The sequence below is a fragment of the Streptomyces sp. NPDC088923 genome (assembly GCF_044749745.1).
GTDB lineage: Bacteria > Actinomycetota > Actinomycetes > Streptomycetales > Streptomycetaceae > Streptomyces.
Map to the genome: position 1 here is coordinate 544,548 of NZ_JBIVIO010000002.1, position 25,540 is coordinate 570,087.

Annotated in this window: 22 protein-coding genes and 1 tRNA gene; 12 read left to right on the plus strand and 11 right to left on the minus strand. The window is 73.7% G+C overall.

Going from position 1 to position 25,540, the window contains the following annotated elements; translation table 11 throughout:
• Positions 1–160: 160 nt before the first annotated feature.
• Complete coding sequence (gene lon, locus ACIP4O_RS13650) at positions 161–2,575, plus strand: endopeptidase La (protein WP_401574651.1); 2,415 nt, start codon at positions 161–163, stop codon at positions 2,573–2,575.
• Positions 2,576–2,641: 66 nt separating this feature from the next.
• On the opposite strand, the gene ACIP4O_RS13655 is transcribed toward lon, so the two are convergent.
• Positions 2,642–3,475, minus strand: coding sequence for a lysozyme (locus ACIP4O_RS13655; RefSeq protein ID WP_361331592.1), 834 nt, complete (start codon positions 3,473–3,475; stop codon positions 2,642–2,644).
• Between the two features lie 218 nt (positions 3,476–3,693).
• On the opposite strand from ACIP4O_RS13655, the gene ACIP4O_RS13660 reads away from it, so the two are divergent.
• Positions 3,694–4,119 (plus strand): MarR family winged helix-turn-helix transcriptional regulator, encoded by a 426-nt coding sequence (locus ACIP4O_RS13660; RefSeq protein WP_361331594.1) that lies wholly within the window; start codon positions 3,694–3,696, stop codon positions 4,117–4,119.
• A 17-nt stretch (positions 4,120–4,136) separates the two neighbouring features.
• On the opposite strand, the gene ACIP4O_RS13665 is transcribed toward ACIP4O_RS13660, so the two are convergent.
• Complete coding sequence (locus ACIP4O_RS13665; protein ID WP_401574652.1) at positions 4,137–4,979, minus strand: hypothetical protein; 843 nt, start codon at positions 4,977–4,979, stop codon at positions 4,137–4,139.
• Between the two features lie 411 nt (positions 4,980–5,390).
• Between ACIP4O_RS13665 and ACIP4O_RS13670 the strand changes: the two genes are divergently transcribed.
• The 5 genes from ACIP4O_RS13670 (at position 5,391) to ACIP4O_RS13690 (ending at position 11,890) form a co-directional block, all read left to right on the plus strand.
• Positions 5,391–8,882, plus strand: a complete 3,492-nt coding sequence (locus tag ACIP4O_RS13670) for a nitrate- and nitrite sensing domain-containing protein (protein ID WP_401574653.1) — start codon at positions 5,391–5,393, stop codon at positions 8,880–8,882.
• Positions 8,879–9,463, plus strand: coding sequence for a roadblock/LC7 domain-containing protein (locus ACIP4O_RS13675; protein WP_401574654.1), 585 nt, complete (start codon positions 8,879–8,881; stop codon positions 9,461–9,463). The genes ACIP4O_RS13670 and ACIP4O_RS13675 overlap by 4 nt, the downstream gene beginning before the upstream one ends.
• On the plus strand, positions 9,460–9,867 hold the full coding sequence (locus ACIP4O_RS13680) for a DUF742 domain-containing protein (RefSeq protein WP_164287373.1): 408 nt from the start codon (positions 9,460–9,462) through the stop codon (positions 9,865–9,867). The genes ACIP4O_RS13675 and ACIP4O_RS13680 overlap by 4 nt, the downstream gene beginning before the upstream one ends.
• The gene (locus tag ACIP4O_RS13685) at positions 9,848–10,519 is read left to right on the plus strand and encodes a GTP-binding protein (RefSeq protein ID WP_401574655.1); all 672 of its coding nucleotides are present in this window, start codon (positions 9,848–9,850) and stop codon (positions 10,517–10,519) included. Before ACIP4O_RS13680 ends, ACIP4O_RS13685 begins: the two co-directional genes overlap by 20 nt.
• Before the next feature lie 132 nt (positions 10,520–10,651).
• On the plus strand, positions 10,652–11,890 hold the full coding sequence (locus tag ACIP4O_RS13690) for a styrene monooxygenase/indole monooxygenase family protein (protein WP_401574656.1): 1,239 nt from the start codon (positions 10,652–10,654) through the stop codon (positions 11,888–11,890).
• A 52-nt stretch (positions 11,891–11,942) separates the two neighbouring features.
• Here the strand turns inward: ACIP4O_RS13690 and ACIP4O_RS13695 are convergent, their stop codons facing one another.
• The 3 genes from ACIP4O_RS13695 to ACIP4O_RS13705 form a co-directional block, all read right to left on the minus strand.
• A complete protein-coding gene (locus tag ACIP4O_RS13695) occupies positions 11,943–12,917 on the minus strand; it encodes a hypothetical protein (RefSeq protein ID WP_401574657.1) in 975 nt (324 codons plus the stop codon).
• Between the two features lie 79 nt (positions 12,918–12,996).
• Positions 12,997–13,266, minus strand: coding sequence for a hypothetical protein (locus ACIP4O_RS13700; protein WP_401574658.1), 270 nt, complete (start codon positions 13,264–13,266; stop codon positions 12,997–12,999).
• A gap of 77 nt (positions 13,267–13,343) precedes the next feature.
• Positions 13,344–14,273: a diiron oxygenase gene (locus tag ACIP4O_RS13705; RefSeq protein ID WP_361331606.1), complete on the minus strand. Its 930-nt coding sequence runs from the start codon at positions 14,271–14,273 to the stop codon at positions 13,344–13,346.
• Between the two features lie 174 nt (positions 14,274–14,447).
• Between ACIP4O_RS13705 and ACIP4O_RS13710 the strand changes: the two genes are divergently transcribed.
• Positions 14,448–15,719: a hypothetical protein gene (locus ACIP4O_RS13710; protein WP_401574659.1), complete on the plus strand. Its 1,272-nt coding sequence runs from the start codon at positions 14,448–14,450 to the stop codon at positions 15,717–15,719.
• 125 nt (positions 15,720–15,844) lie between these two features.
• Here ACIP4O_RS13710 and ACIP4O_RS13715 read toward each other — a convergent pair whose 3' ends face one another.
• The 5 genes from ACIP4O_RS13715 to ligD form a co-directional block, all read right to left on the minus strand.
• Entirely contained in the window at positions 15,845–17,317 is a 1,473-nt protein-coding gene (locus ACIP4O_RS13715) for a penicillin-binding transpeptidase domain-containing protein (RefSeq protein WP_401574661.1), read from the minus strand.
• Positions 17,314–18,708 (minus strand): FtsW/RodA/SpoVE family cell cycle protein, encoded by a 1,395-nt coding sequence (locus ACIP4O_RS13720; RefSeq protein WP_401574662.1) that lies wholly within the window; start codon positions 18,706–18,708, stop codon positions 17,314–17,316. Before ACIP4O_RS13720 ends, ACIP4O_RS13715 begins: the two co-directional genes overlap by 4 nt.
• Positions 18,709–18,788: 80 nt before the next feature.
• Positions 18,789–19,166: a hypothetical protein gene (locus tag ACIP4O_RS13725; RefSeq protein ID WP_401574663.1), complete on the minus strand. Its 378-nt coding sequence runs from the start codon at positions 19,164–19,166 to the stop codon at positions 18,789–18,791.
• Between the two features lie 136 nt (positions 19,167–19,302).
• On the minus strand, positions 19,303–20,217 hold the full coding sequence (locus ACIP4O_RS13730; protein ID WP_401574664.1) for an ATP-dependent DNA ligase: 915 nt from the start codon (positions 20,215–20,217) through the stop codon (positions 19,303–19,305).
• A 37-nt stretch (positions 20,218–20,254) separates the two neighbouring features.
• Positions 20,255–21,136 (minus strand): non-homologous end-joining DNA ligase, encoded by an 882-nt coding sequence (gene ligD, locus ACIP4O_RS13735; protein ID WP_401574665.1) that lies wholly within the window; start codon positions 21,134–21,136, stop codon positions 20,255–20,257.
• 83 nt (positions 21,137–21,219) lie between these two features.
• Here ligD and ACIP4O_RS13740 point away from each other — a divergent pair, with 83 nt between their 5' ends.
• Entirely contained in the window at positions 21,220–22,191 is a 972-nt protein-coding gene (locus ACIP4O_RS13740; RefSeq protein WP_401574667.1) for a Ku protein, read from the plus strand.
• A gap of 149 nt (positions 22,192–22,340) precedes the next feature.
• Here the strand turns inward: ACIP4O_RS13740 and ACIP4O_RS13745 are convergent.
• A tRNA-Arg gene (locus ACIP4O_RS13745) sits at positions 22,341–22,412 on the minus strand.
• Between the two features lie 165 nt (positions 22,413–22,577).
• Between ACIP4O_RS13745 and ACIP4O_RS13750 the strand changes: the two genes are divergently transcribed.
• The 3 genes from ACIP4O_RS13750 (at position 22,578) to lysA (ending at position 25,527) form a co-directional block, all read left to right on the plus strand.
• Positions 22,578–22,985, plus strand: a complete 408-nt coding sequence (locus ACIP4O_RS13750) for a response regulator (RefSeq protein WP_401574668.1) — start codon at positions 22,578–22,580, stop codon at positions 22,983–22,985.
• A gap of 138 nt (positions 22,986–23,123) precedes the next feature.
• On the plus strand, positions 23,124–24,104 hold the full coding sequence (gene nrtL, locus ACIP4O_RS13755) for an ArgS-related anticodon-binding protein NrtL (RefSeq protein ID WP_401574669.1): 981 nt from the start codon (positions 23,124–23,126) through the stop codon (positions 24,102–24,104).
• Between the two features lie 25 nt (positions 24,105–24,129).
• Positions 24,130–25,527 (plus strand): diaminopimelate decarboxylase, encoded by a 1,398-nt coding sequence (lysA, locus tag ACIP4O_RS13760; protein WP_401574670.1) that lies wholly within the window; start codon positions 24,130–24,132, stop codon positions 25,525–25,527.
• The last annotated feature ends 13 nt before the right edge of the window (positions 25,528–25,540 follow it).

Here is a 25,540-nt window from a genome sequence, read left to right on the forward strand (position 1 = left end):
CTATCGCCGGGCAGCGGCACCGTGGTTCACGATCAGCGGTACGAATTTCGTACGAGTCCTGCTCCGGGTGATCGCTGTGGGCGAACAGGGAAGCGGGAACACCAGAGCTTCTTTGGACATTGAGTCGGTACAGCTCAACTTGACTGCCGAAGGGGAGATCATGGCTCTGACGTCCGCACCGCTCACCCTGCCCGTGCTGCCGCTCGACGACGAGGTCGTCCTGCCCGGCATGGTCGTGCCGCTCGACCTCTCGGACGGCGAGGTGCGCGCCGCCGTGGAGGCCGCCCAGGCCGCCGCCCGCTCCGGCGGCTCCGGGGGCAAGCCGGAGGTGCTGCTCGTGCCGCGCGTCGACGGGGACCACGCCGCCACCGGCGTGCTCGGCACCGTCGAACAGGTCGGCAGACTCGCCGACGGCCACTCGGGGGCCCTCGTCCGGGGCCGGGCCCGTGTCCGCATCGGCGCGGGGACCACGGGACCGGGCGCCGCGCTGTGGGTCGAGGGGACCCGTGTCCAGGAGACCGTGCCCGAGCCGCTGCCCGGCGCGGTGGCCGAACTCGTCACCGAGTACAAGGCGCTCGCGACCGAGTGGCTCAAGAAGCGCGGCGCCTGGCAGGTCGTGGACCGCGTCCAGCAGATCGACGACGTGGCCGCGCTCGCCGACAACTCCGGGTACTCGCCGTTCCTCACCACCGCCCAGAAGACCGAACTCCTGGAGACCGCCGACCCGGTCGCGCGCCTGAAGCTCGCCACGCTCCAGCTTCGCGAGCATCTGGCCGAGCAGGAGATCGCTGAGACGATCGCCAAGGACGTCCAGGACGGCGTGGACAAGCAGCAGCGCGAATTCCTGCTGCGCCGTCAGCTCGACGCGGTCCGCAAGGAACTGCGCGAGCTGAGCGGCGAGGACGGCGAGGACGAGAGCGACGACTACCGCGCCCGCGTCGAGGCCGCCGACCTGCCCGAGAAGGTCCGCGAGGCCGCCCTCAAGGAGGTCGAGAAGCTGGAGCGCGCGAGCGACCAGAGCCCCGAGGGCGCGTGGATTCGCACGTGGCTCGACACGGTCCTCGACCTCCCGTGGAACGAGCGCTCCGAGGACGCGTACGACATCCGCGGCGCCCGCGCGGTGCTCGACGCGGAGCACGCGGGCCTGGACGACGTCAAGGACCGCATCACCGAGTACCTCGCCGTGCGCAAGCGCCGCTCGGACCGCGGCCTCGGCGTCGTCGGCGGCAGGCGCGGCGGCGCGGTCCTCGCGCTGGTGGGCCCGCCCGGCGTCGGAAAAACCTCGCTCGGCGAATCGGTCGCGCACGCGATGGGCCGCTCCTTCGTCCGCGTCGCGCTCGGCGGCGTACGGGACGAGGCGGAGATCAGGGGCCACCGGCGCACGTACGTGGGCGCGCAGGCCGGCCGGATCGTGCGCGCCATCAAGGAGGCCGGGTCGATGAACCCGGTCGTCCTGCTCGACGAGATCGACAAGGTCGGCTCCGACTTCAGGGGCGACCCGGCGGCGGCCCTGCTCGAAGTCCTCGACCCGGCGCAGAACCACACCTTCCGCGACCACTACCTGGAGGTCGAACTCGACCTCAGCGACGTCGTCTTCCTCGCCACGGCGAACGTCCTGGAGTCGATCCCCGAGGCGCTCCTGGACCGCATGGAGCTGGTCCGCCTCGACGGCTACACCGAGGACGAGAAGGTCGTCATCGCGCGGGACCACCTGCTCCCGCGTCAGCGCGAGCGGGCCGGGCTCACCGAGGACGAGCTGACGGTGGACGAGAGCGCCCTGCGCAAGCTCGCGGGCGAGTACACCCGCGAGGCGGGCGTACGGAACCTGGAGCGGGCCCTCGCGCGGCTCCTGCGCAAGCTCGCGGCCCAGCACGAACTGGGCGAGCGGGAGCTGCCCCTCACGGTGACGGAGGCGGAGCTGCGCCCGCTGCTCGGGCGGCCCCACCACGTACCGGAGTCCGCGCAGGACCCCGCCGAGCGGCGCACGGCGGTGCCGGGGGTCGCGACCGGGCTCGCGGTGACGGGCGCGGGCGGCGACGTCCTGTACGTCGAGGCCTCGCTCGCCGACCCGGAGACGGGCGGCGCGGGGCTGACGCTGACCGGTCAGCTCGGCGACGTCATGAAGGAGTCCGCGCGGATCGCGCTCTCGTTCCTGCGCTCGCACGGCGCGGAGCTGGAGCTGCCCGTGGGCGACCTCAAGGAGCGGGGCGTGCACATCCACTTCCCGGCCGGGGCGGTCCCGAAGGACGGGCCGAGCGCGGGCATCACGATGACGACGGCGCTCGCCTCGCTCCTGAGCGGGCGCCAGGTGCGGCCCGAGGTCGCCATGACGGGGGAGGTCTCGCTCACCGGGCGGGTGCTGCCGATCGGCGGGCTCAAGCAGAAGCTGCTCGCCGCCCAGCGCGCCGGGATCACGACCGTCGTGATCCCCAAGCGGAACGAGCCCGACCTCGACGACGTCCCCGCCGAGATCCTCGCGAAGCTGGAGGTCCACCCGGTCACCGACGTCCGCCAGGTCCTGGAGCTGGCGCTCGCCCCCGCGGGCGCGGGGGAGCGGGAGGCGGTGGCCGCCTGACGGGGCGACCGGCCCCCGGGGGCCGGTGGCCGGGACCCGCGCGGTCCCGGCCACCGGCGTGCGGGCTCAGCCGTTGGCGAGGGCCTTGACGCGGTCCAGGGCGCCGTTGAACTTGTTGTGGTCGCCCACCGTCGGGCCCGTCGAGGTGTACTGCCACATCGTGTAGAAGCCCCAGCCGGCCGGCAGGGTCCCCACCGAGGAGGCGTAGCGGGCCACCCAGAGCGGGTTCGTGGAGCCGAAGGCGGCGGAGTTGCCCGTGCAGCTCTGCCACCAGCTCGTCGCCGTGTAGATCACGACGTCGCGCCCGGTGCGGGCCTTGTAGGTGTTGGCGAAGTCCTTGATCCAGCTCACCATCGCGGAGGCGGACTTGCCGTAGCACTGGGCGCCGTACGGGTTCCACTCGATGTCGAGGACGCCGGGCAGGGTCTTGCCGTCCTTCGACCAGCCGCCGCCGTGGTCCACGAAGTAGTTGGCCTGCGCGGCGCCGCTCGTCGTGTCGGGGGTCGCGAAGTGGTACGCGCCCCGGATCATGCCGACGTTGTAGGAGCCGTTGTACTGCTGGGCGAAGGACGGGTTGGTGTAGTACGTCCCTTCGGTGGCTTTGGAGTACGCCCACTTGACGCCGCTGTTCCACAGCGCGCTCCAGTTGACGTTCCCCTGGTAGCTCGCGACGTCGACGCCCTCGGTCTGGGCGGCGCGGGTGTCGCGGGGGAGGCCGCCGACCCCGTCGTGGGCGGCGACGCCCATGCCGAGGTAGGCGCTGCCGCGCTCGGGTACGGAGGGCTCGTCGGCGGCCTGGGCGGCCACCGGCAGGGCGAGGAGGAGGGACAGGGCTGCGAGGAGAGGTCCGGCCGCTCTGAAACGAGAGCGACGGGATGATCGGATCGTATGCACGGACATAGCGTGCCTCCGAGAGGTCCGGCTTGTGGGGAACCTGACGATATGTGCCGCGGCCGGGTCGGGCGCCGTGGCCATGTCAAAACGGAAGCTACGCGAGTAGAGCCGGGGCGGGGTAGGGCACCTTTTGGCCGTCACTGGTCCAGTCCTGGGAAATACTGGACACGCTGCGGTTTCACCCCCGAGAGAGGGCTGTTTTTCAGCCGCCAGGAACGGACGCCATGACCGAGAACGCCTTTCTCGCCCTGGAGCGCGAACTGAGCCTCCTCCTGCGCCGGGCGAGGGCCACGTCGACCGAACTCGCGGGCGAGGTCCACCCGGGCCTGGAGTCGGCCGCGTACAGCTTCCTCGTCCGCCTGGAGAGCGGCGGGCCCCAGCGCGCCACGGATCTCGCGGCGTACTTCGGCGTCGGCAAAGCGACCGTCAGCCGCCAGATCCGCGCCCTCGAACGCCTCGGCCTCGTCACCCGCGCCCCCGACCCCGACGACGGCCGGGCCAGCCTCGTACGTCTCACCCCCGAGGGTGAGGCCCGCTTCCGCCAAGTGCGCGAACGCCGCCGCGCCGGCTACGTCGAGGCGATGTCCGGCTGGCCCCCCGGCGAGGTCGCCGAACTGGCCCGCCTGCTGCACCGCCTGAACGGGTTGTGAGCCCGACCCCCGCCGCGCTACCTCCCCCCGCCCCCCACCTCCGCCAGGATCACGCTCGCGTCGTCGTGCCGCTTCCCCCGCTTCTCGGCACCCTCGGGGGAGCGTTCCAGGCGGCGGACCTCGGCGAGGAGGGCGCGGGGGCCGCGGTTGCGCAGGAGGGTCGCGAGGGCGGTCCAGTCGCCCTGGTGGAAGCGCTCGGTCCAGCGGGTCGCGCCGTCGCTGAGGGCGATGAGGCAGTGCAGCCCCGCCAGGGGCGTCTCGCCGGTCAGGGCGCGCGCGGCGACGTCCGGGTCCGCCGCCGCCGTGAAGAAGCCGCCCTCGGCGTTGCGCAGGGACTCCACCGCGCGCACGTACGCGGCCCGCGCCGCCTCGCGCTCCCCCTCCGCCGCCTCCCGCATCGCCGCGCGCTCCGCGGCGAGCGGCAGGTGGTCGAGGCGGTCGTCGAGCACGGCCCGCACCGCCCCGTCCTGCCCCACGAGCAGCAGCACCGAGTCCGACAGGACCAGGTGTTCGGCCCGGTCGCCGTCCCAGCGGGCCAGCACCACGGTGGCCTGCGGGGTGCGGGGGTGAGAAAGGTCACAGGTCGCCCGATGGAGTTCCGCCGTGCGCCGGATGGACGCGGCGAGGATCTCGCGCAGTGTCAGGTCGGGTCGCGAAACGGACAGTTCGTTGAGGGCGCCCCCGAGTCGTGACACGTACCAGGGCACGCTGTGTGTGCACCCCGTCGCTCCTTCGGGTGGTGTGACCCCGTCAAGAAGGACGAGGCAACCGCCCTGTCCGGAAGCGGGAAGCGATACACAGGTGAAGTCCTCGTCGGCCCGGTCGCTCCCGCCGGGCTCGGTGACCAGTTCGGCGCGCATCACGACAGTCTGCGCGAGCCCTTCACAGAGGCCCCTTCAGGCCCCGTCACGGGTGAATTCCCGCTGGTCAGGGCCTGATTTGCGGCGGAATGATCAGTTCCGTGACGGTGGCGGCGCGGTATCTTGCCAAAGCCCGCCGTGCGCGTCCAACCGGCGCACCACGCACGCCGCCATCCGGGGAATGGGAAACTTGCTCCCCAACTCCCCGGGGCGGTTCACTCCTTCGGGTGGCGGGGCAGGCGATGCGCGCGGCCGCCTCCCGAAGGCACTGGAATGGTCGCGAACGCAACGCGGGGGCGCCTGCACTGACAACCCGTCACCCAGGCGCAGGGGCAGGACGAGTCAGGAATGTGAGCACCGGTGCAGAAAACGCGGCCTCGGGGCAAGGGCGGAGCACGGAGCGAGGAGGAGGTGGCCACGGCGCGGGACCAGCCGATTCCCGGTCAGTTCGCGGGGCGGGAGCCCACACGCCCCGGCGAGGACGAGCCGGGCTCCGCCGCGGACCAGCCGGGCTCCGCTCCGGACCAGCGGACCCTTCCCCGGGACCAGCCGGCCCCCGGCCAGGGCGCGCAGGGCGGCCAGGGCGCACCGGACTCCGCCCCCACCACCCCCGCGCTCCGCATCCCGGGACCCCGGCAGCCCGAGGGCTCCGTGCCCCCGCCCGCACCGCCCGCCGGGCGTCGTAAGCGCGTCCGCTCCCGTCTCGTGATCGCCGTCGCCGTGGTCGCCGCGGCCGTCGCGGTCGCCGGTGCCCCCGCCCTCGCCGACGCCACCGACCGGGTGCACGAGGCGCAGCGGCTCGTGGACGACGCGGGCGTCGCGCAGCAGTCCACCGCGCTCGCCCAGGCCCTCGCCGACGAGCGCGACGAGGTCAGTGCCTACATCGCCGCGGGCCGCCCGCACGGCGACGGCCTCAGCGAACAGCGCAGCGCCCGCGTCGATCGGGGGGTGCAGGAGCTGGAGGCCGCCGACATCCCGAAGGGGCTGCGCGACCAGCTCGACGCGATCAGCGGCGTACGGCGGCAGGCGCTCACGGGCAAGGGCACGGCACTGGCCGCGCACACCTCGTACAGCCGGATCATCGACCACCTGCACGCCCGCGTCGCCCTGCTCGCCGACGCGCTCCCGAAGGACGCCGCCGAGGCCCCGCACGCGCTCGTCGACCTGGACACCGCGGTGACCGAGGCGGGCGCGGTACGGGGGCTGCTCCTCGCGGCGCTCGCCGTGCCCCGGCCCACCGGCACCGAGACCCGCGTCGACCCCCTGACGGGCATCGCCACCACCGTCCCCGTCTCCGACCCGGCGGGCGACCGGCAGCGCGAAGCGCTCAGCCGCGCGGCCCACGAGGCGCAGATCCGCTCCGAGGCCGCGCTCGCCACCTTCCGCGCCACCGCGCGCGAGGCCGACCTCTCCGCGTACACCACCACCGTCACCGGCGCCGACGTCAACAACGCCGAGAAGTACCTCGCCCGGCTCACCGACGAACCCGAGTTCTCCGACGAGGACTTGGGCCTCAAGACCTCCAAGGTCTCCGCAGCGCTCGGCGCCCGCATCGAGCTGATGCGCTCGGCGGACGCGGCGCTCGCCGTGGACCGCTCGCACCGCACCGAGGCGCTGCGCGACGACGAGGTGCGGTCCCTGGAGCTGCGCGTCGCGCTCGTCGGCGTCCTGCTGCTCGCCGCGGCGGGCGTGGGCATGGCCACCGCGCGCTCGCTGACCCGCCCGCTCGCCGCACTGCGCCTCGGCGCGAAACGCCTCGCGGACGCGGAGGACCCCGCGGCCGAGGAGCCGGTGCGCTTCACGGGCCGCAACGACGAGTTCGCCCAGGTCGTGCACTCCGTCAACGTCCTGCACGCGCACGCCTGTTCGCTCCACGAGCGGATCGGGACGCTGGAGGGCGACCGCAAGCACCTGATCGGGCAGCGGCAGTCCGTCGCCGCCGATCGCGACCGGCTCCGTGCCGAGCTGGCCGGGGTCCAGGAGCAGCTGGACCAGGCGAAGGGCTCGATCAACGGCACCTTCGTCAGCCTCGCGCTGCGCACCCTCGGCCTCGTCGAGCGCCAGCTCGGCGTCATCGAGAACCTGGAGGAGCGTGAGCAGGACCCCGACCGCCTCGCGACCCTCTTCAAGCTCGACCACCTCGCGACCGTCATGCGCCGCCACAGCGAGAACCTGCTCGTCCTCGCGGGCGCCGAGCACGGCGTGCAGAACCCGAACCCGGTCCCGCTCGTCGACGTGCTGCGCGCGGCGGTCAGCGAGATCGAGCGCTACGAGCGGGTCCGCATCGCCGCGCTGCCCCCGCACGCGCACATCGCGGGCTTCTGCGCCGACGACCTGAGCCACCTCGTCGCCGAACTCCTGGAGAACGCCACATCGTTCTCGCCGCCCGACGCGCAGGTCGAGGTCTCGGCGTGGCTCCTGGAGAACGGCGAGGTGATGCTCTCGGTGCAGGACGAGGGCATCGGCATGTCCGCCGCGCGCCTCGACGAGGTCAACGAACTCCTCACCTCCTTCCAGCCGGGCGACACCCTCAAGGAAGGGCAGGAGGGGCTCGGGCTCGGCCTCTACGTCGTCGCGCGCCTCGCCTCGCGGCACGGCATCAGGGTCCGGCTGCGCGAGCAGAAGCAGGGCGGCATCGCGGCCGTCGCGGTGCTGCCCCCACCGATACTCGCGACCCCGGCGGCCGGGGTCGTCACCCCCCACGCGGGCGGCCACCTCCCGGGCGCGGCTCCGGCGGTCGCTCTCCCCGGCTCCGAGGCCGAGGCCAACTCCAACGAACTCCCCGGCAGGGAGGTCGCGGAGCCGGTCGCGAACGGTACGGGCACGGGCCTCGCGAGTGCGGGCCAGGAGGCACCGGCCGCCGGTACGACGCAGGAGGCCCCCGCCCCCGGTGCGGACCGGGAAGGCTCCGCCGCCGGTACGGAGGCGCGGCACCCCGTCGCGGAGGGCCGCGTCACCCCCGCCGCCGCACCCGGCACGGACCCGCTCATCGAGGCGGCCGAGGCGAGCGTGGCCGCGGCCCGGAGCCCGCAGGGTGCGAAGCCCGCGGACGAGGTGCCCGCCGCCGAGGCGCCCCCCGCCGGGAGCGCCCCTGCGGAGGACACCCCCGCCGAGCACCCCGCGCCCCCCAAGCCCGCCGCCTCGGGCCCCGGTGTCGCTCCCGCCCCCACGGTCGAGCCGTCGAGCGAGACCACGATGCTCCTGCACCTCCCGCCCGCACCGGACGGCACCCGCCCGGCTCCGGGCGGCGAGAACGGCACGGGCACGGGCCACACCCCGCCCGCGCGGGACGACGCCCCCGTACCGGAACAGCCCTCCGCGAGCGCCGAGCAGCCCCCCGTACGGGACGGGCGTATCCCCGCCCCCGAGGCGGCGCCCCCCGCCCCGGAAGCGGCGGCCCCCGAGGAGCCGCCCGCCCCCGAGGAGCCGCCCGCTCCCGAAGGGCCGCCCGCCGCACCCGCACCCGCACCCCCCGCCTCCCCCTACGCCATAGGGCCGGACGCCCACGCGCGCATCCCGGACACCGCCGAGGCGGAGGCCGCCGCCGCGGAGCGGGTGGAGAGCTGGGACCGGGTCACCGAGAAGGGCCTGCCCAAGCGCACGCCGAAGATCTCGGCGCCCGCCCCCGCACCCCGAGCGGCCACCCCCGGCGTGGACGCCGAGGCCCTGCGCCGCAGGCTCGGCGGCTTCCACCAGGGGGCCACCCAGGGCCGCAAGGACGTGGAGGCCGCCCTCGCCGAGGAGACCGGGAGCCTGACCCCTCCCGGCGCCGAGGACGAGGAACCCGCCCGGCACGGCGCGCAGGCGCCCACCGGGAGCACCCGACCGCCCGCCGCCCCGACCACGGCGGACGCGCGTGAGGTATCAGCCGAGGGGGACTCAGCCGAGGAGGAACGCAGGTGACTGCGCCCGGCCGTACCACAGGTACGGCACGCACCGTCGACTCAACCACGCCGGGCGGCGACCGGACCGGTTACGGCCTCAGCAAAGAGGCCCGTAACCTCCAGTGGCTGCTCACCAACCTCGTCGAGGAGGTACCGGGGCTCCTCTCGGTCGCCGTCGTCTCCTCGGACGGACTGCTGCTGCTCTCCTCCGACCCCGCGCACCAGCGCGCCGCCGCCGAGACGGACCGTCCGCAGGGCCCGCGCGGCTCCAGCGCCGACCTCGCCACGATCGTCTCCGGGCTCGGCAGCCTGTGCGTGGGCGCCGCGCGGCTCATGGACGCGGGCGGCGTCAAACAGACCATGGTCGCGATGGCGGAGGGCGCGCTCTTCGTCATGGCGATCAGCGACGGCTCGCTCCTCGGGGTGCACGCCGCCGCCGACTGCGACATGAGCGTCGTCGCCTACCACATGGCCCTCTTCGTGGGCCGCGCCGGGCACGTCCTGACGCCCGAACTCCGCAGCGAACTGCGGCAGTCGATGGAGGGCGAGGCTCCCGGCGAGCGGCCGGGAGCGAGTACGGCGAAGGGAGCGGGCCAGTGAGCGAGCCCAAGAGTCCGAAGCTCCCGACGAGGGGAGCCGACCGCAAACCCTCGCGCGTGCGCCCGTACTCGCTCACCGGGGGCCGCACCCGTTTCGGGCACGTGCTGCTCGTCGAGACCTTCGTCGCCGCCCTCGAAGCGCCCCAGGAGCGCCCCGAGCTGGTCAACGGCGACCTGCGCACCAAGGTCATGCCGGAGATGCGCGCCATCGTCGAACTGTGCCGCAGGATGCGCACGGTGGCCGAGATCGCGGCGCTCCTGCGCATGCCGCTCGGGGTCGTCCGCGTGCTCCTCAGCGACCTCGCCGACCAGGGAAAGATCCGCGTCTACGGCACCGGGCAGCAGCCCGGCCAGCCCGACCGCGCACTGCTCGAAAGGGTGCTGAGTGGACTCCGCCGCCTCTGATCTCCTCGGCCGCCCCGGGCCCGCGTACGTGGGCACGCGTGCCCCGGCGCAAGCCCCCGCGCCCGGCGAGGAGGACCTCAAACCCTGGCAGCTGGACACGAGCCGGGCTCCCGCGTCGACGAAGATCGTGGTCGCGGGCGGCTTCGGCGTCGGCAAGACGACGCTCGTCGCCGCCGTCTCGGAGATCGTGCCGCTCCAGACCGAGGCCGTCATGACCCGCGCGAGCGAGGACACCGACGACCTCTCCGCGACCCCGGAGAAGTCGACGACGACGGTCGCGATGGACTTCGGGCGCATCACGCTCGACGACGACCTCGTGCTCTACCTCTTCGGTACGCCGGGCCAGCAGCGTTTCTGGTTCATGTGGGACGACATCGTGCGCGGCGCGGTCGGCGCCGTCGTGCTCGCCGACACCCGCAGGCTCGGCGACTGCTTCCCCGCGCTCGACTACTTCGAGAGCTGCGGACTGCCCTACGTCGTCGCCGTCAACCACTTCGACGGCTCGGAGCGGTTCGAGCCGGACGACGTGCGGGAGGCGCTGACGATCCCCGCGCACGTACCTGTGATGATCATGGATGCGCGGCGCAGGATACCGGTCGTCGAGACCCTGCTCGCGCTCGTCGCTCACGCGCTCGACGCCCTGCCCGAGTAGGCGGCGTGACGGTCTCCGTACGGGGGTAGGACGACCCGTACGGAGCCCGGGCCGGCGACGACGTCCCGTACACCCCGGGCGCCCCGCTTCGCGGCCCACGGACGCCCGCCCAGGCAAGGAGAACCGCAAGGCATGCGGAAGGTACTCATCGTGGGGGCCGGGCAGTCCGGTCTCCAGATCGCTCTCGGCCTCCAGTCCCACGGCTACGAGGTCACCCTCATGTCGAACCGCACGGCCGACGAGATCCGCTCCGGGCGGGTCATGTCGACGCAGTGCATGTTCCACACCGCGCTCCAGCACGAACGCGACCTGGAGCTGAACTTCTGGGAGAACCAGGCCCCGCGCATCGAGGGCCTCGGCGTCTCGGTCGCGGCCCCCGACTCCAGCCGCGCGGTCGACTGGGTGGGCAGGCTCGACGGCTTCGCGCAGTCCGTGGACCAGCGCGTGAAGATGGCCGGCTGGATGGAGACCTTCGCGCAGCGCGGCGGCCAGGTCGTCATCCACGGCGCGGCGGTCGGGGACCTCGACTACTTCTCGCGCACGTACGACCTCGTGCTCGTCGCGGCGGGCAAGGGCGAGCTGGTCTCCATGTTCGAGCGGGACGCCTCGCGCTCCGTCTTCGACGCCCCGCAGCGCGCGCTCGCCGTCGCCTACGTGCACGGGCTCGGGCCGCGCCCCGAGCACCCGGACTTCGACGCGGTGCGCTGCAACCTCGTGCCCGGCGTCGGCGAACTGTTCGTCATGCCGACCTTCACCAACACGGGCCGCGCCGACATCCTCTTCTTCGAGGGCGTCCCCGGCGGCCCGCTCGACGCCTTCAAGGGCGTCAAGGACCCCTCCGAGCACCTGGCGCTGACGCTGGAGCTGCTGGAGAAGTTCGTGCCGTGGGAGTACGCGCGCGCCACGAAGGTCGAGCTGACGGACGCGAACGCGACGCTCGCGGGCCGGTACGCGCCCACCGTCCGCAAGCCGGTGGGGCGCCTGCCGGGCGGCGGGGCCGTGCTCGGCGTCGCGGACGTCGTCGTCGCCAACGACCCGATAACGGGGCAGGGTTCGAACTCGGCGTCCAAGTGCGCGGCGAGCTACCTGTCCTCGATCATCGAGCACGGCGACCGGCCCTTCGACGAGGCGTGGATGCGGTCCGCCTTCGACCGCTACTGGGACACCGCCCAGCACGTCGTCAAGTGGACCAACGCGATGCTCGGCGTCCCCCCGGAGCACGTCCTCAACCTGATAGGCGCGGCAGGCCAGTCGCAGCCCGTCGCCGACCGCTTCGCCAACGGCTTCGACGACCCGGCCGACTTCGAGAACTTCTTCTTCGAGCCCGAGAAGACGAACGCCTACCTGGAGTCGGTGCGGGCCGGGGCCTGAGCCCCACGCCGTGCGGGCCCCCGGAAGGGCGGCGGGCCCGCACCGCGGTGATTCACCGTGTCCCCGGGGCCGTGCGCACCCTGCGGCTCACCGCCTCGGTGCGCGCCGCCTCCGCGAGCGCCGCGCTCAGGAGCGGATACGTCGGCGCGAGCTCGCCGAGCAACCCGGCCGCCGCGCCGTCGTCCCGACGCACCAGCGGGTACTGGAGCGCCCCGACGAGCCGCGCCTGCGTGTCCAGGATTCCGGCGGCGGCAGGGGCGAGGCCCCGCAGGCAGCCGGCCGCGTCCGCGCGCCGCCGCGCTCCGACCCGTACTCCGAAGTGGACGAGCAACGCCCGGTCGTCCTCGGGCAGCTCCCCCGCCCCCAGGCGGGCCGCGAGCGCCCGCACGCCCTCGGCCCCGCCGAGCGTGCCCGGGGGCACCGGGAGGTCCGTGCGCCCGGCGGCCCATCGCGCCGCCTCGGGGAGCAGCGCGCGCAGCGCGGCGTCCGGGTCCGGGCGACCCGTGAAGCGGTGGCGCATCACGTACCGCTCCTCGGTGTACGGCACGGTCTCGGCCGCCCACGCGGCGAGAAAGGCGGGCGCGGGAAGCGTTGCCCAGGGGTGGCCGTGCGGGTCGTGGAAGGTCACGAGGCCGTCCGCGTCCAGGTCCAGGGCGACGACGTAGTGGTCGCCGCCGTCCGTGGACGGGGTGCCGGGCTGGTGGAGCAGCAATCCCATGTCCACGGGACCGACGAGGACCGGCCCTTCGGCGAGCGCGGTACGCAGCCGCCGCAGCGCCTCGTCCGGGCCGCCGCCCGCCGTGCGCGCGCACGCCACGCCGAGCAGCCGCAGCGCGGCGTCGACGCCCTGCTCGGGGTCCCAGCCGAGCGCGTCGAAGAAGGGGCGACGGCCGCCGATCCACTGGAAGCCGAAGGCCGAGCCGGTCAGGGTCTCGACGAGCGCGGGCGAGGGGGCGCCGGGCCCCAGGAGCGTGACGAGGGAGTTCGCGTAGCAGTACGGGCCTGAACCGAGGTAGGGCGTGGGCACGGGGTCCTCCGGGAGGTGGGCGCTGGCCTGTCGCCTCCGAGCCGACCGGCTGACACCGTGTGAGGGTCAAGCCCGTGCCTCACGCCTCCTTCGGGCGGGGCTGCCATGGCCACCGGCGGCGCGCGAGCACTCCCTCCGGGTCGTACACGTACCGCCAGCCGCGCGGCATCCCGAGCTTGCTGCCGGGGCGCAGCAGCGGCTCCCGGTTGTAGACGAGCAGGGTCTCCCCGGCGGGGCCCGGGACGGGGACCTTGTACTGCTTGGGGGGCTGCCCGGTGGGGCCGGTCAGTACCGGCAGGGTGCGGCCGTCCAGCGGGCCGCCCACGAACACGACGTTCTCGGTCTTCACGCCTCCAGTGTCACCGAGCGGCTCGGCTGGTGCCCCCACGAGGTGGGTGCGTGCTCACCCATCTCGCGGGGTCTCTCTCAGGCCAGCAGCCCCGAGGACCGCCACAGGCGCCGGCCCACGCCCTCCATCAGCCCGATGTCGTCCAGGAAGTCCGTCAGCCGCTTCGCGCCGTTCTGCATGACCTCCCTGCGGTGCGCGCTCGCCTTCACCTGTCGCAGCGCCTCGCGCTTGTCGAGCCCCGCGTTCGCGTAGACGTCCGGGTTGATGAAGGCGATGGAGAAGATCCGCGCCGCCTCACCCGCCGAGAGCCGCGTGAGGTGCCGCTCCCACTTCGGGGCCGTCACCATCTGCCGCCGCAACTCCTCGCGCGCGTACCGCACGTGCCGCGCCTCCTCGATGACGTGGATACGCGTCACGCCGCGCACGAGCGGCTGCACGCGCTCGTCCGGGAAGGTGAGCCGCTGCATCCAGTCGAGGATCTCCTCGCCGAGCAGCGTGCACGCGAAGGACCCCGGCGTCGTCGAGATCGTCTTGAGGACTCGGCCCATGTTGTGGTTGAAGCGCGTGACCGGGTACGGGTCCACGCCGCCGGTCTTCACCAGGCGCGCGAACATCATCGAGTGCCGGCACTCGTCGGCGATCTCGGTGAGCGCGTACCGCGTGTGGGCGCTCGTGATGTCCTTGTCGTAGATGTGCCGCACGAGCAGCTGCATGAGGATGATCTCGAACCACACGCCGAGCGAGGCGAGCGAGGCCGCCTCGTGCATCGAGAGCGTGACGCGCTGCTCCTCGCTCATCCGCTCCCACATCGGCGTCCCGTACAGCGAGACCAGCTCGGGCGGCCAGAACCACTTGCCCGGCTCGAAGGGCGCGTCCCAGTCCAGCTCCTTGTCGGGGTCGAAGGAGTGCTTCGCCGAGGACTCCAGGAGCCGCTCGGCCACCGCTTCCCTGTTCTTGAGCGTCCCCAGCGCGTCACGGAGGAGCTCGAAGTCCGTCACCGTCGCCATGTCCTGCCACCCTCGTTCTCCGTCGTGCCGGCTCCGGCCGCGTTACCGGCGGTCACACCACTATGAGACTCCGTGTCAGTAAGGGCGTCAATCCCCTTGCCGGAACTTTGCGTTGGGGGTCGCCGCGGGGGAGTAGGTGTCCCGGCGGTCCCGCGCATCGCCTACCGTTTGGCCATGTCCACGCCTCCGCCGCCGCAGCACCCGTACGGAGATCCCCACGGAGATCCCCACGGACCCCCCTACGGCGAGCCGCCCGCCCAGCCCCCGTACCCCTACGAGCAGCAGCAGCCCCATCCCCAGGAGGGGGCGGCCTACGGCTACCCGGCCCAGGACCCGTACGGGCACCAGCAAGCCCAGCAGCCCTACGGCGAACAGCCTTACGGGGGGCAGGCTTACGGGGAACAGGCGCCCTACGGGGGCCAGTACGGGGAGCAGGCATCCGCGCGGTACGGCGAGCAGCCCTACGCGGCTCCCGAGGCCTACGGCGACTGGTCCCAGGCTCCGCAACCCGGCTACGGCACGCCGGAGCCGGCCCCGTACGGAACTCCCTACGGCGCCCCCGAGCCCCTGCCGCCGGGGCAGGAGACCCCGAGCCCGCAGCCTCAGGCGCCCCAGCAGCCGGACCCGCGGTCGTCCGGCCCGTCCCCCGCCCCGGGCTCGCAGCCCTCGTACGGAGCCGCCTACGACTCGCTGTACGGCCCCGGCGCCACGCCCGGTGCCGCCACGGCCGCCGTGCCCGCCTTCGGTGATCCCGCCCCGGAGAGGCCGCGCAAGTCGAAGCGCCCCCTGTTCCTCGGCGTCGGCGCGGGCGTCGCCCTGCTCGTCGTGGTCGGCGCGGTGCTCGCCACGCGCGGCGGTGGCGGCGGCTCCGACCCGGACGCGGGCTTCCCGCAGGTCCACCAGCGCCTCGCGCCCCCCGCGGCCCTCCTCGACGGCGCCTACACGCGCGACCAGGACCTCTCGCGGAACGAGGGCGCGAAGATCAACACCGAGGCGCGCGGCGCCCGCGACGTGCGCGACGCCTCGGCCGTCGTCGTCACGTACGTCGGCGGAGCGGCGGACGGCGGGGGCGGTTCGCTCGTCGTCTCGGGCTTCAACGGCCGCATCCGCGAGCCCGGCGACACGCGCGCCGCGATGCTCAAGGGCGCGGCGGGCGCGAAGGGCGCCAAGCTGCTCGCGCCCGCGAAGAGCTTCGGCGGCGACGCGGAGGCGAAGACGGGCGTGAGCTGCCAGACCATGTCCACGACGCAGGGTTCCGTCACCGTCGTCTTCCCCATGTGCGCCTGGGCCGACGACAACACGGCGGCGACGGTCGCCGAGATCACCCCGAAGAGCGTCGCGGCGAAGACCGCCGACGTCGACCTCGCGGCGGCGGCGAAGCGCGTCGCGCAGGTGCGCTCGGAGATGACGAAGCCGTACTGCCCCGGCGGCAAGGGAGTGTGCTGAGCCGGACGGACGGCACCGGGGCGCGCGGGGGAGGGGCGTGGGGGGAGGCCGGGTGGACGAGGCGTGCGCCGAGCCGGGCGGGAGGGCGTGCGCTGAGCCAGGCGGGACGAGGGCGGTCCCCGGGGTCAGCGCTTCCCCTTCGCCTCCCCCACCACCGCCGCCATCACCGCGCGCGCGATCGGGGCCGCGTTCCCGCCACCGCTGATCTCGCCCCGGTCCGCCGACGCGTCCTCGACCACGACCGCCACGGCGACCCGCGGCGAGGGCTCGTCGGCCCCCTGCGCCCACGAGACGAACCACGCGTACGGGGTCCCCTCGTTGCCGACCCCGTGCTGTGCCGTGCCCGTCTTGCCGCCCACCGTCGCCCCCTTGATCGCCGCGCGCCGCCCGGTCCCCTTCTCGACCGCGTCCACCATGAGCTCCCGCAGCCGCGCCGCCGTCGAGGGGGTCATGGCCTGCCGCAGCGTGCGCGAGGGCGGCGCGTCCACGAGGCCCCCGCCGTGCGTCGTGGTGCGCTCCACCAGCCGGGGGCGCGGCACCGAGCCGCCGGAGGCGACGGCCGAGGCGACCAGCGCCATCTGGAGCGGCGTGGCGCGCGTGTCGTACTGGCCGATCGAGGAGAGCGCGAGCTGCGCCTTGTCGAGCCGGGTGCCGAAGACGGAGCGCACGACGGGCGAGGGGATGCCCGGGCCCGCCTCGTCGAAGCCGAAACGCCCGGCCGCGCGCACCATGCCGTCGAGCCCGGTCCGTACCCCGAGCGCCGCGAACACCGTGTTGCACGACCACCGGAAGGCGTACCGCAGGCTCGCGTCCCCGCACCCCTCCACCTCGTTCGCGAGCCTCGTGTCGCTCCCCGGCAGCCGGTACGGGTCGGGCGCGTCCGTCGCCTCGTCCACGTCCGCCACGGCGCCCGAGTCCAGCGCCGCCGCCGCCGTCACGATCTTGAACGTCGAGCCGGGCGGATAGGTCTGCCGCAGCGCCCGGTTGAGGAGCGGCTGCCCCGGATCGGACGTCAGGCGCGCCCAGGCCGCCGTCACGGCGCGACTCGTCCCCGAGAGCGCGGCGGGGTCGTACGAGGGCGAGCTGACCAGCGCGAGGACGCGGCCCGTGGACGGGTCGAGCGCGGCGACGGCGCCCGTGCGGCCCGCGAGCCCCTCGTACGCGGCGCGCTGCGCCTTCGGGTCGATCGTCGTGACGACGTTCCCGCCCCTGGGCCGCGCGCGCACGAGGTCGTCCCACAGCGGAAAGGCGCTCAGAGCGGGGTCGGTGCCGGTGAGGAGCCCGTCCTCGGCGCGCTCGAGGAGCGTGCTCCCGTACACCTGTGAGGCGAAGCCCGTGACGGGCGCGTAGAGCGGGCCCTCGGTGTACGTACGCTCGTACCGCAGCTGCTCGTGCGTGTCCCGCGAGCCCGTGACCGCGCGCCCGCCGACGAGGATGTCACCGCGCGGCCGGTCCCAACGGGCGATAGCGGCGCGGCGGTTGGCGGGGTTGTCGTCGTAGGCGGAGGCGCGGACGAGCTGGACGCGGACGGCGTTGAGCACGAGGGCGACCAGCAGCAGGAGGCAGAAGAGGGCGGCGCGCCGCTGGTAGCGGCTCACCCCCCGCTCCGTACGTCCCCGAGCCGCACCCCGCCCGTGTCGGGTACGTCCCCGAGGCGCGCCGCCCGGTCGCTCATGCGCAGCAGCAGCGCCACGATGACCCAGTTCGTGACGACCGAGGAGCCGCCCTGCGCGAGGAAGGGCATCGCCATGCCCGTGAGGGGGATGAGGCCCGTCACGCCGCCCGCGATGACGAAGACCTGGAGCGCGACGATCGAGGCGAGCCCCGTCGCGAGCAGCCGCCCGAAGGTGTCGGGGAGTTCGAGACCCGTACGGAAGCCGCGCGCGACGAGCAGCGCGTAGAGGAGGAAGAGCGCCGTGAGGCCCGCGAGGCCCAGTTCCTCGCCCGCCGTCGCCAGGATGAAGTCGGACTTCGTCGCGAAGCCGATGAGGATCGAGTGCCCCGCGCCGAGTCCCGTGCCCGTGAAGCCTCCGGCGGCGAAGGCGAAGAGGGACTGCGCGAGCTGCCCCGGACCCTCGCCCGCCTCGATCGAGGCGAAGGGATGCAGCCAGTCCTCGACGCGCTGGTGCACGTGCGGCTCCAGCGTCCCCACCGCCCACGCCCCGAGCGAGGCCAGGACGAGCCCGGCGGCGATCCACCCGGTGCGCCCCGTCGCGACGTACAGCAGCACGACGAAGAGCCCGAAGAAGAGCAGCGAGGTCCCGAGGTCGCGCTCCAGGACGAGGACGCCGACGCTCAGCAGCCACACCGTCAGGACGGGTCCGATGACGCGTGCGCTCGGCAGCCGCGTCCACAGCAGCCTGCGGCCGGCGTGGCGCAGCGCCTCGCGGTTCGCGGCGAGGTAGCTCGCGAAGAAGACGGCGAGCAGCACTTTCGCGAACTCCCCCGGCTGGAGCGAGAAGTCCCCGAACCGCAGCCAGATCCGCGCCCCGTTCACGGCGGGGAAGAAGATCGGCACGATCATCAGGACGAGGGCCGCGACCATGGCGAGGTAAGAGAAGCGCTGGAGGAGGCGGTAGTCGGGCAGCAGCGCCACGACGGCGAGGAAGAGCGCGAAACCCGTCATCGACCACACGAGTTGCGCGGGCGCCGCGCGGTCGCCCGGGGTCTGGAGGTCGAGGCGGTAGATGAGGACGAGGCCGACGCCGTTGAGCAGCACGCCGATCGGCAGCGGGAGCGGGTCGGCGTACGGGGCGCGCAGTCGGACGAGAAGGTGCGCGAGGAGCGCGAGGCCCGCGAGCACGGCGAGATTGCGCAGTGCGTCGGGCGGCACGCGGTCCTCGCGCGTGAGCCCCACGGCGACGTACCCGAGCAGTACGAGCCCCACGGCGAGTACGAGCAGCCCCAGCTCGACCCCCCGCCGGCGGACGGACGGCACGGCGTGCGCCGAGAGGCCCGCCGCCGCGTCGGCCGTCCTGGTTCCGGTCATGCCGGGAACGTAGCAAGCGGGGTACGGAATGTCCCGTTATGTGAGGTGGAGTCGGCGGGGGCCCGAGCGCGCTCAGGGGCTCAGCAGGTGCGCGGGACGCCCTCGGTCGCGATCGACTTGCTCGGCGTCGCGACCCAGGTCCCGTCCGTCAGGAGGTACCAGCGGTCCTCGCCCCGCACGCGCTCGCCGAGCATGGCGCAGTGGATCGCGACGCTGTCGCCGTACGGGCGCCGCCCGACCTCGGTCCCCGCGCGGCGCGGGGCGTCGCGCAGCGTCAGGCCCTCGCGCGCGACGACGCGGCCGTGCGCGCTGGCGGGCGTCTCCCCGAAGGCGGCGCGGGGGGCCGGGTCGAGGTGGGGGCCCGTATCGGCGTGGGCCGCCGCGGCGGGGGAGAGGAGAGCGGCGACGGCGAGGAGGGCGAGCGCGGCGGGTTTCCGGTACGGCGTCCGAGATGACATGGGCAGACTCCCTGGAGTGCGACGAAGCGACCGCATACGGTCATGAATCAACGTAAAAGCCGCACAGAGAGATCGCAAAAGACCGCAAGGCGTCACGAGCGGCGCTCACTCCCCGGGGCCTGGCCGGGCCCGGCGCTCACTCCCCGGCCCCGCCCCGGAACCGCACCGCCTCCACGGTCCCCTGCCGCGTCGTCTCCTGCCGCACCTCCACGACCCCACCGGGCCGTACGGGCGTGTACGGAACCTCTCCGACCCCGGCGGCGGTGATCACCGCCTCGGCCGCCCCCTCCTCGTCGGCCGGCAGCGCCCCGGCTGCCCCGGCCCGCAGCGCGGGGGCGAGCGGCCGGGAGGCGACGGGGGTGCCGTCACCCGGCAGGGCGAGCACGAGCAGCCGCGGGGCGCGGCGCGCGCCGACGTACCCGAGGACGAGCGCGTCCTTCGTGTCGCGGTGCCGCACCTTGCGCCACGCGCGCCGCCCGCCCTGGTACGCCTGTCCCGCGCGCTTGGCGACGATGCCCTCGACGCCGGTCCCGGCGAGCGCCTCGTACCACTGGAGCGCCGTTTCGCGCTCGTCCGTGGCGGGCACGGCCTGGAGCGGCGGGCCGAGCGGCGCGAGCAGACCGACGAGCCGCGCGCGGCGCTCCTCGTACGGGCGCCGACGCAGGTCCTCGCCGCCGAGCGCGAGGAGGTCGAAGGCGGCGTACGAGGCGGGCAGCGCCCGCGCGAGCACGGGGGCCCGCGCGGCGGTCGCCGCCGCCCGCCGCTGCACGGCGGCGAAATCGGTGCGCCCCTCGGTCCACACCACGACCTCCCCGTCGAGCACGGTCCCCTCCGGCAACCGCTCCGCCGCCGCCACGAGATCGGGAAAGGCGCCGGTCACCCGCCGCCCCGAGCGCGCCTGCAACACGACCCGCTCCCCACGCACCACGAGCAGCCGATGCCCGTCGAACTTCGGCTCGTACACCCACCCGGCCCCCGCGGGCAGCCGGTCGACTGCCTCGGCGAGGGCGGCACGCAGGGGCAGGCCGAACCCGGGGGGCAGACCGGTCACGGCGGCGCCCCCTTCCCCTCGTCCCCCGCCCGTCCCCTCACGGCAGTTCCCCCGCTCCCTCGCCCGCCACCAGCGGCGCGAGGAGTTCGCCGTGCTCCTCCAGACGGGACGGGATGTCCTGGGCCAGCACCACCAGGTCCTGCGGGCCCTCGCAGTGCTCGACCTCCTCCCAGGTCACCGGGGCCGAGACCGTGGGGTAGTCGCGGGCGCGGACGGTGTACGGGGTCGCCGTCGTCTTCGCGGCGGCGTTCTGGCTGAAGTCGACGAAGACCTTGCCCGCGCGGAGCTTCTTCGTCATGCGGTGCAGCGCGAGGTCCGGGAGCTCATGCTCCGCCTCCACGGCCAGCCTCTTCGCGTACGCCGTGACCGCGGACGACGGCGCCGGCACGAGCGGCGCGAGAAGGTGCAGCCCCTTGGAGCCCGACGTCTTCACGTACGCGGTCAGCCCGTCCGCCGCGAGCCGCTCCCGCAGCCACCGCGCCACGATCCCGCACTCCACGATCGTGGCGGGCTCGCCCGGGTCGAGATCGAGCACGAGCCGGTCCGCCCGCCCTTGCGCGTCCAGGCGCCACTGCGGCGTGTGGAACTCCGTCACCAGGTTCGCCGCCCACATGAGCGAGGCCAGATCGTCGATCACCACCTGCTCGCCCGCCCCGTCCGAGCGCTCGACCCGGGCGATCCGCACCCAATCGGGCGTACCCGGCGGCGGATTCTTGGAGAAGAAACGCTGCCCGGACGGCCCGTCCGGGTACCGCAGGAAGGAGACGGGCCGGTCCCGCAGATGCGGCAGCATGACCTCCGCGACCCCCGCGTAGTAGTGCAGCACCTCCCCTTTCGTGAAGCCGTCGCCCGGGTACAGCACCTTCTCCAGATTGCTCAGCGCGAGCCGTCGCCCCGCCACATGCGTGATCGGCGTCATACGATAAGAATTCCACGCAAAGCGGGTGTCCACTCGTCCCGGTCCGAGCCCACGACGGGCGCCCCTCGGCGAAAGGCAGCGACGTGCGATCGATATGGAACGGCGCGGTCTCCTTCGGCCTGGTCAGCATCCCGGTGAAACTCGTCAACGCCACCGAGAACCACACCGTCTCCTTCCGCCAGATCCACACCGAGGATGGCGGCCGGGTCCGCTACCGCAAGGTGTGCGAACTGGAGGACAAGGAGGTCTCGGGCGACGAGATCGGCAAGGCGTACGAGGACGCGGACGGCAGCCTCATCCCCATCACCGACGAGGACCTCGCCTCGCTCCCGCTCCCGACCACCAAGACGATCGACATCGTCGCCTTCGTCCCCGCCGACAGCATCGACCCGCTCCAGATGGACGCCGCCTACTACCTCGCCTCGGGCGGCTCGAACGCCGCCAAGCCGTACACGCTGCTGCGCGAGGCGCTCAAGCGCGGCAACCGCGTCGCCCTCGCCAAGTTCGCCCTGCGCGGCAAGGAACGCCTCGGCATGCTCCGCGTCGTCGGCGACGTCATCGTCCTGCACGGACTGCACTGGCCCGACGAGATCCGCGTCCCGGAGGGCGTGGCCCCCACCGAGGACGTCAAGGTCCGCGACAAGGAACTCGACCTCGCCGAGTCCCTCATGGACACCCTCGGAGAGGCCGACGTGAACGACCTCCACGACGACTACCGCCAGGCCGTCGAGGAGATGATCGCCGCCAAGACCGAGGGCCACGAACTCCCCACCCCCGAACGCCCGGCGGGCGGCGGCAAGGTCATCGACCTGATGGCAGCCCTGGAGAACAGCGTCAAGGCAGCCCAGGAGTCCCGAGGCGGCGACCCCTCGGACGAGGAGGTAGCGGAGGTCCACCAACTGGAGGACCGAAAGAAGAAGGCGGCCCCGAAGAAAAAAACAACGTCCGCGAAGAAGACCGCCCCGCAGAAGAAGACCGCCCCGGCGAAGAAGACGACGGCGAAGAAGACGGCCCCGAAGAAGAAGACGACACCCGCCCGGAAGAAGGCGTCCTGAAAAGCCGTACAGCCGCCGGACCGCGACGCAGGAGCGACGCGGATGCCGAGAACCAACGCGAAAGAGCGGGAGCCGGTCGAACCGGCTCCCGCTCTCATCATTCGGCATCCGCCCAACTCAGCGCGCGACTTCCGCTGATCTCTGGCGAGTGCCCCCGGCAGGATTCGAACCTGCGCACACGGCTCCGGAGGCCGTTGCTCTATCCCCTGAGCTACGGGGGCGTGTCGGCCGCTGTGGGGCGGCGACGGGTAGAACGTTACCAGCTTCGGGTGGGTGGGCGTGACCGGGTATTCGGCTCCGTACGGGTGTCCGGGTGGGTCCCTCCGCGGGGGTGGATGTGGGGAAAGCCGGGACGAGGGGTGGGGGGCGCGCCTAGGCTCGGGGGTGTGGCAGGGGCGACCGGCCGGGTTCTTGTCGTCGACGACAACAAGATGATCCGGCAGCTGATCAGGGTCAACCTCGAACTGGAAGGCTTCGAGGTGGTGACCGCGGCCGATGGTGCCGAGTGCCTGGAGATCGTGCACGAGGTGCGGCCCGACGTCATCACGCTCGACATCGCCATGCCCCGCCTCGACGGGGTGCGGACCGCCGAGCGGCTGCGGGCCGATCCGCGTACGAGCCACGTGCCGCTCGCCATGGTCAGTGCCTCCAGCGCCGACGAGGTCGACCGCTCGCTCCCCGAGATCGACCTCTTCCTCGCCAAGCCCTTCGAACCCGAGCTGCTCGTCGCCGCCGTGCGGGAACTCGCCGAGCGTGGCCGACGGGTCTCCGTCGACAAGGAGGAGGGGGAGTAGCAGCTCCGGCCCGCCTCACTCCGCCCCGCCCACCTCACTCCGCCCCGCCCGCCCAGCCCCACCCCGCCCCGTCCACATTCCGGGACCTGGCCTTTATCCATTCGCCCCCACCCCGCCCCCCTCCCCTACGCTGGACCCGTGACCCCCGCAGAACTCTCCCGCACCGTCCTCGGTGCGCTGCGGCATGTCGTGGGTGAAGGAGAGGTCCGGTCCGTGCCGGAGCAGGTGCTCGGGCGGGTCACCGTCGCCGTGCCGAGGCCCGGCGGGTACGGGGACTACGCCTGCAACGTCGCGCTCGTCGCCGCCGGGCCCGCCCACACCTCCCCCCTCGCCCTCGCCGCCCTCCTCCGCGAGCGGCTGCGCCACGATCCGCGCCTCGCAGACGTCCGCGTGACCGGGCCCGGGTTCCTCAATTTCCTGCTCGCCGACTCCTCCACGTACGAGCGCGACCTCGTCGCCGAGACCCTCGCCCCCCGCCGCGGCGACGCCCTCGCGGGTCACCGGCTCGTCCTCCGGCCCCTCGGTGAGCGCGCGCACGTCCTCGCCGAGGCCGTCGCCCGCATCACCCGCGCACAAGGCGGCGAGGCACACGTACGCACCGACGCTGGCGAGCCCCTCCGCGCCGCCCCCCCGTACGAGCAGACCGCCCCCCTCGACCCCGACTCGCACCGCTGGGCCCTGCTCCACACCGCCCCCGCCGACCGCCCGCGGCTCGACGCCGCGCTTCTCGTGCAGCGCGTCGAGAACCCCCTCTTCCTCGTCCGGTACGCGCACTCCCGCGCCCGCGCCCTCGTGCGCAACGCCGCCGCACTCGGGTACGCGCCCGAGCCGGGCGACAGCGGTCCCCACGCCGCGCCGCTGCTCGCGCTGCTCGCCGAGCACCCCGCCGTGCTGCGCCGCGCCGCCGAGTACCGCGCGCCCGACCGGCTCGCGCGCCGGCTCGTACGGCTCGCCGGCGCGCTCCTCGACCTGCACGACCGCACCGGCGGGCTGCTCCCGCTCGGCGGGCTCAAACCCCAGGCCGCCCACCGTGCCCGGCTCGCCCTCGCCGAAGCCGCCGGGACGGTGCTCGCCGGTGGCCTGACCCTGCTCGGCATCAGCGCACCCCAGTACGTGTGAGTACGAGGAAGAGAGCACGACAGCCATGAGCCGTTCCGCCCACCCCGCGGGTCCCCGCCACGGAGACGTCCTCCCCGAGGGCCACTACGCGGCCCCGCCCGCCGACCTCAACGCCCTCGACCCGAAGGTCTGGGCCCGCACCGTCCGCCGCGAGACGGCCGAAGAAGGCGCGCTCAGCGTCGGCGGCGTGCCCGTCACGCGCCTCGCCGAGGAGTTCGGCACGCCCGCGTACTTCCTGGACGAGGAGGACTTCCGGGCCCGTTGCCGCGACTGGCGCTCCGCCTTCGGCGAGGCGGCCGACGTCTTCTACGCGGGCAAGGCCTTCCTCAGCCGCGCCGTCGTGCGCTGGCTCCACGAGGAGGGCCTCAACCTCGACGTGTGCTCCGGCGGTGAGCTGCTCACCGCGCTCGACGCGGGCATGCCCGCCGACCGCATCGCCTTCCACGGCAACAACAAGACGGCGCCCGAGATCGAGCGCGCCGTCGCCGCCGGGGTCGGCCGCATCGTCGTCGACTCCTTCCAGGAACTCGCCCGCGTCGCGCACACCGCGCAGGCGCTCGGCCGCGTCCAGCGCGTGCAGATCCGCGTCACCGTCGGCGTCGAGGCGCACACCCACGAGTTCATCGCGACCGCGCACGAGGACCAGAAGTTCGGCCTCGCGCTCGCCGGGGGGCAGGCCGCCGAGGCCGTGCGCCGCGCGCTCACCCTCGACGGCATCGAACTCGTCGGCATCCACTCCCACATCGGCTCGCAGATCTTCGACATGGCGGGCTTCGAGGTCTCCGCGCGCCGCGTCGTCGGGCTGCTCGCCGAGATCCGCGACGAGCACGGCGTCGAACTGCCCGAGATCGACCTCGGCGGCGGCCTCGGCATCGCTTACACCTCCGAGGACGACCCGCGCGAGCCGCACGAGATCGCCAAGGCGCTCGGCGACATCGTCACGCGCGAGTGCGAGAGCGCCGGGCTCGCCGTGCCCCGTATCTCCGTCGAGCCGGGCCGTGCCATCGTCGGGCCCACGGCCTTCACGCTCTACGAGGTCGGCACGATCAAGCCGCTGGAGGGACTGCGCACGTACGTCTCCGTCGACGGCGGCATGTCGGACAACATCCGCACCGCGCTCTACGACGCCGAGTACACCGTCGCGCTCGCCTCGCGCGTCTCCGACGCCGAGCCGATGCTCGTCCGCGTCGTGGGCAAGCACTGTGAGAGTGGCGACATCGTCGTGCGCGACGCCTTCCTCCCGGCCGACCTCGCGCCGGGCGATCTGCTCGCCGTGCCGGCGACGGGCGCGTACTGCCGCTCGATGGCGAGCAATTACAACCACGCGCTGCGCCCGCCCGTCGTGGCCGTACGGGACGGGCAGGCCCGCGTCATCGTGCGCCGTGAGACGGAGGAGGACCTGCTCAGGCTCGACGTCGGCTGAGCCGGGGCGAGGG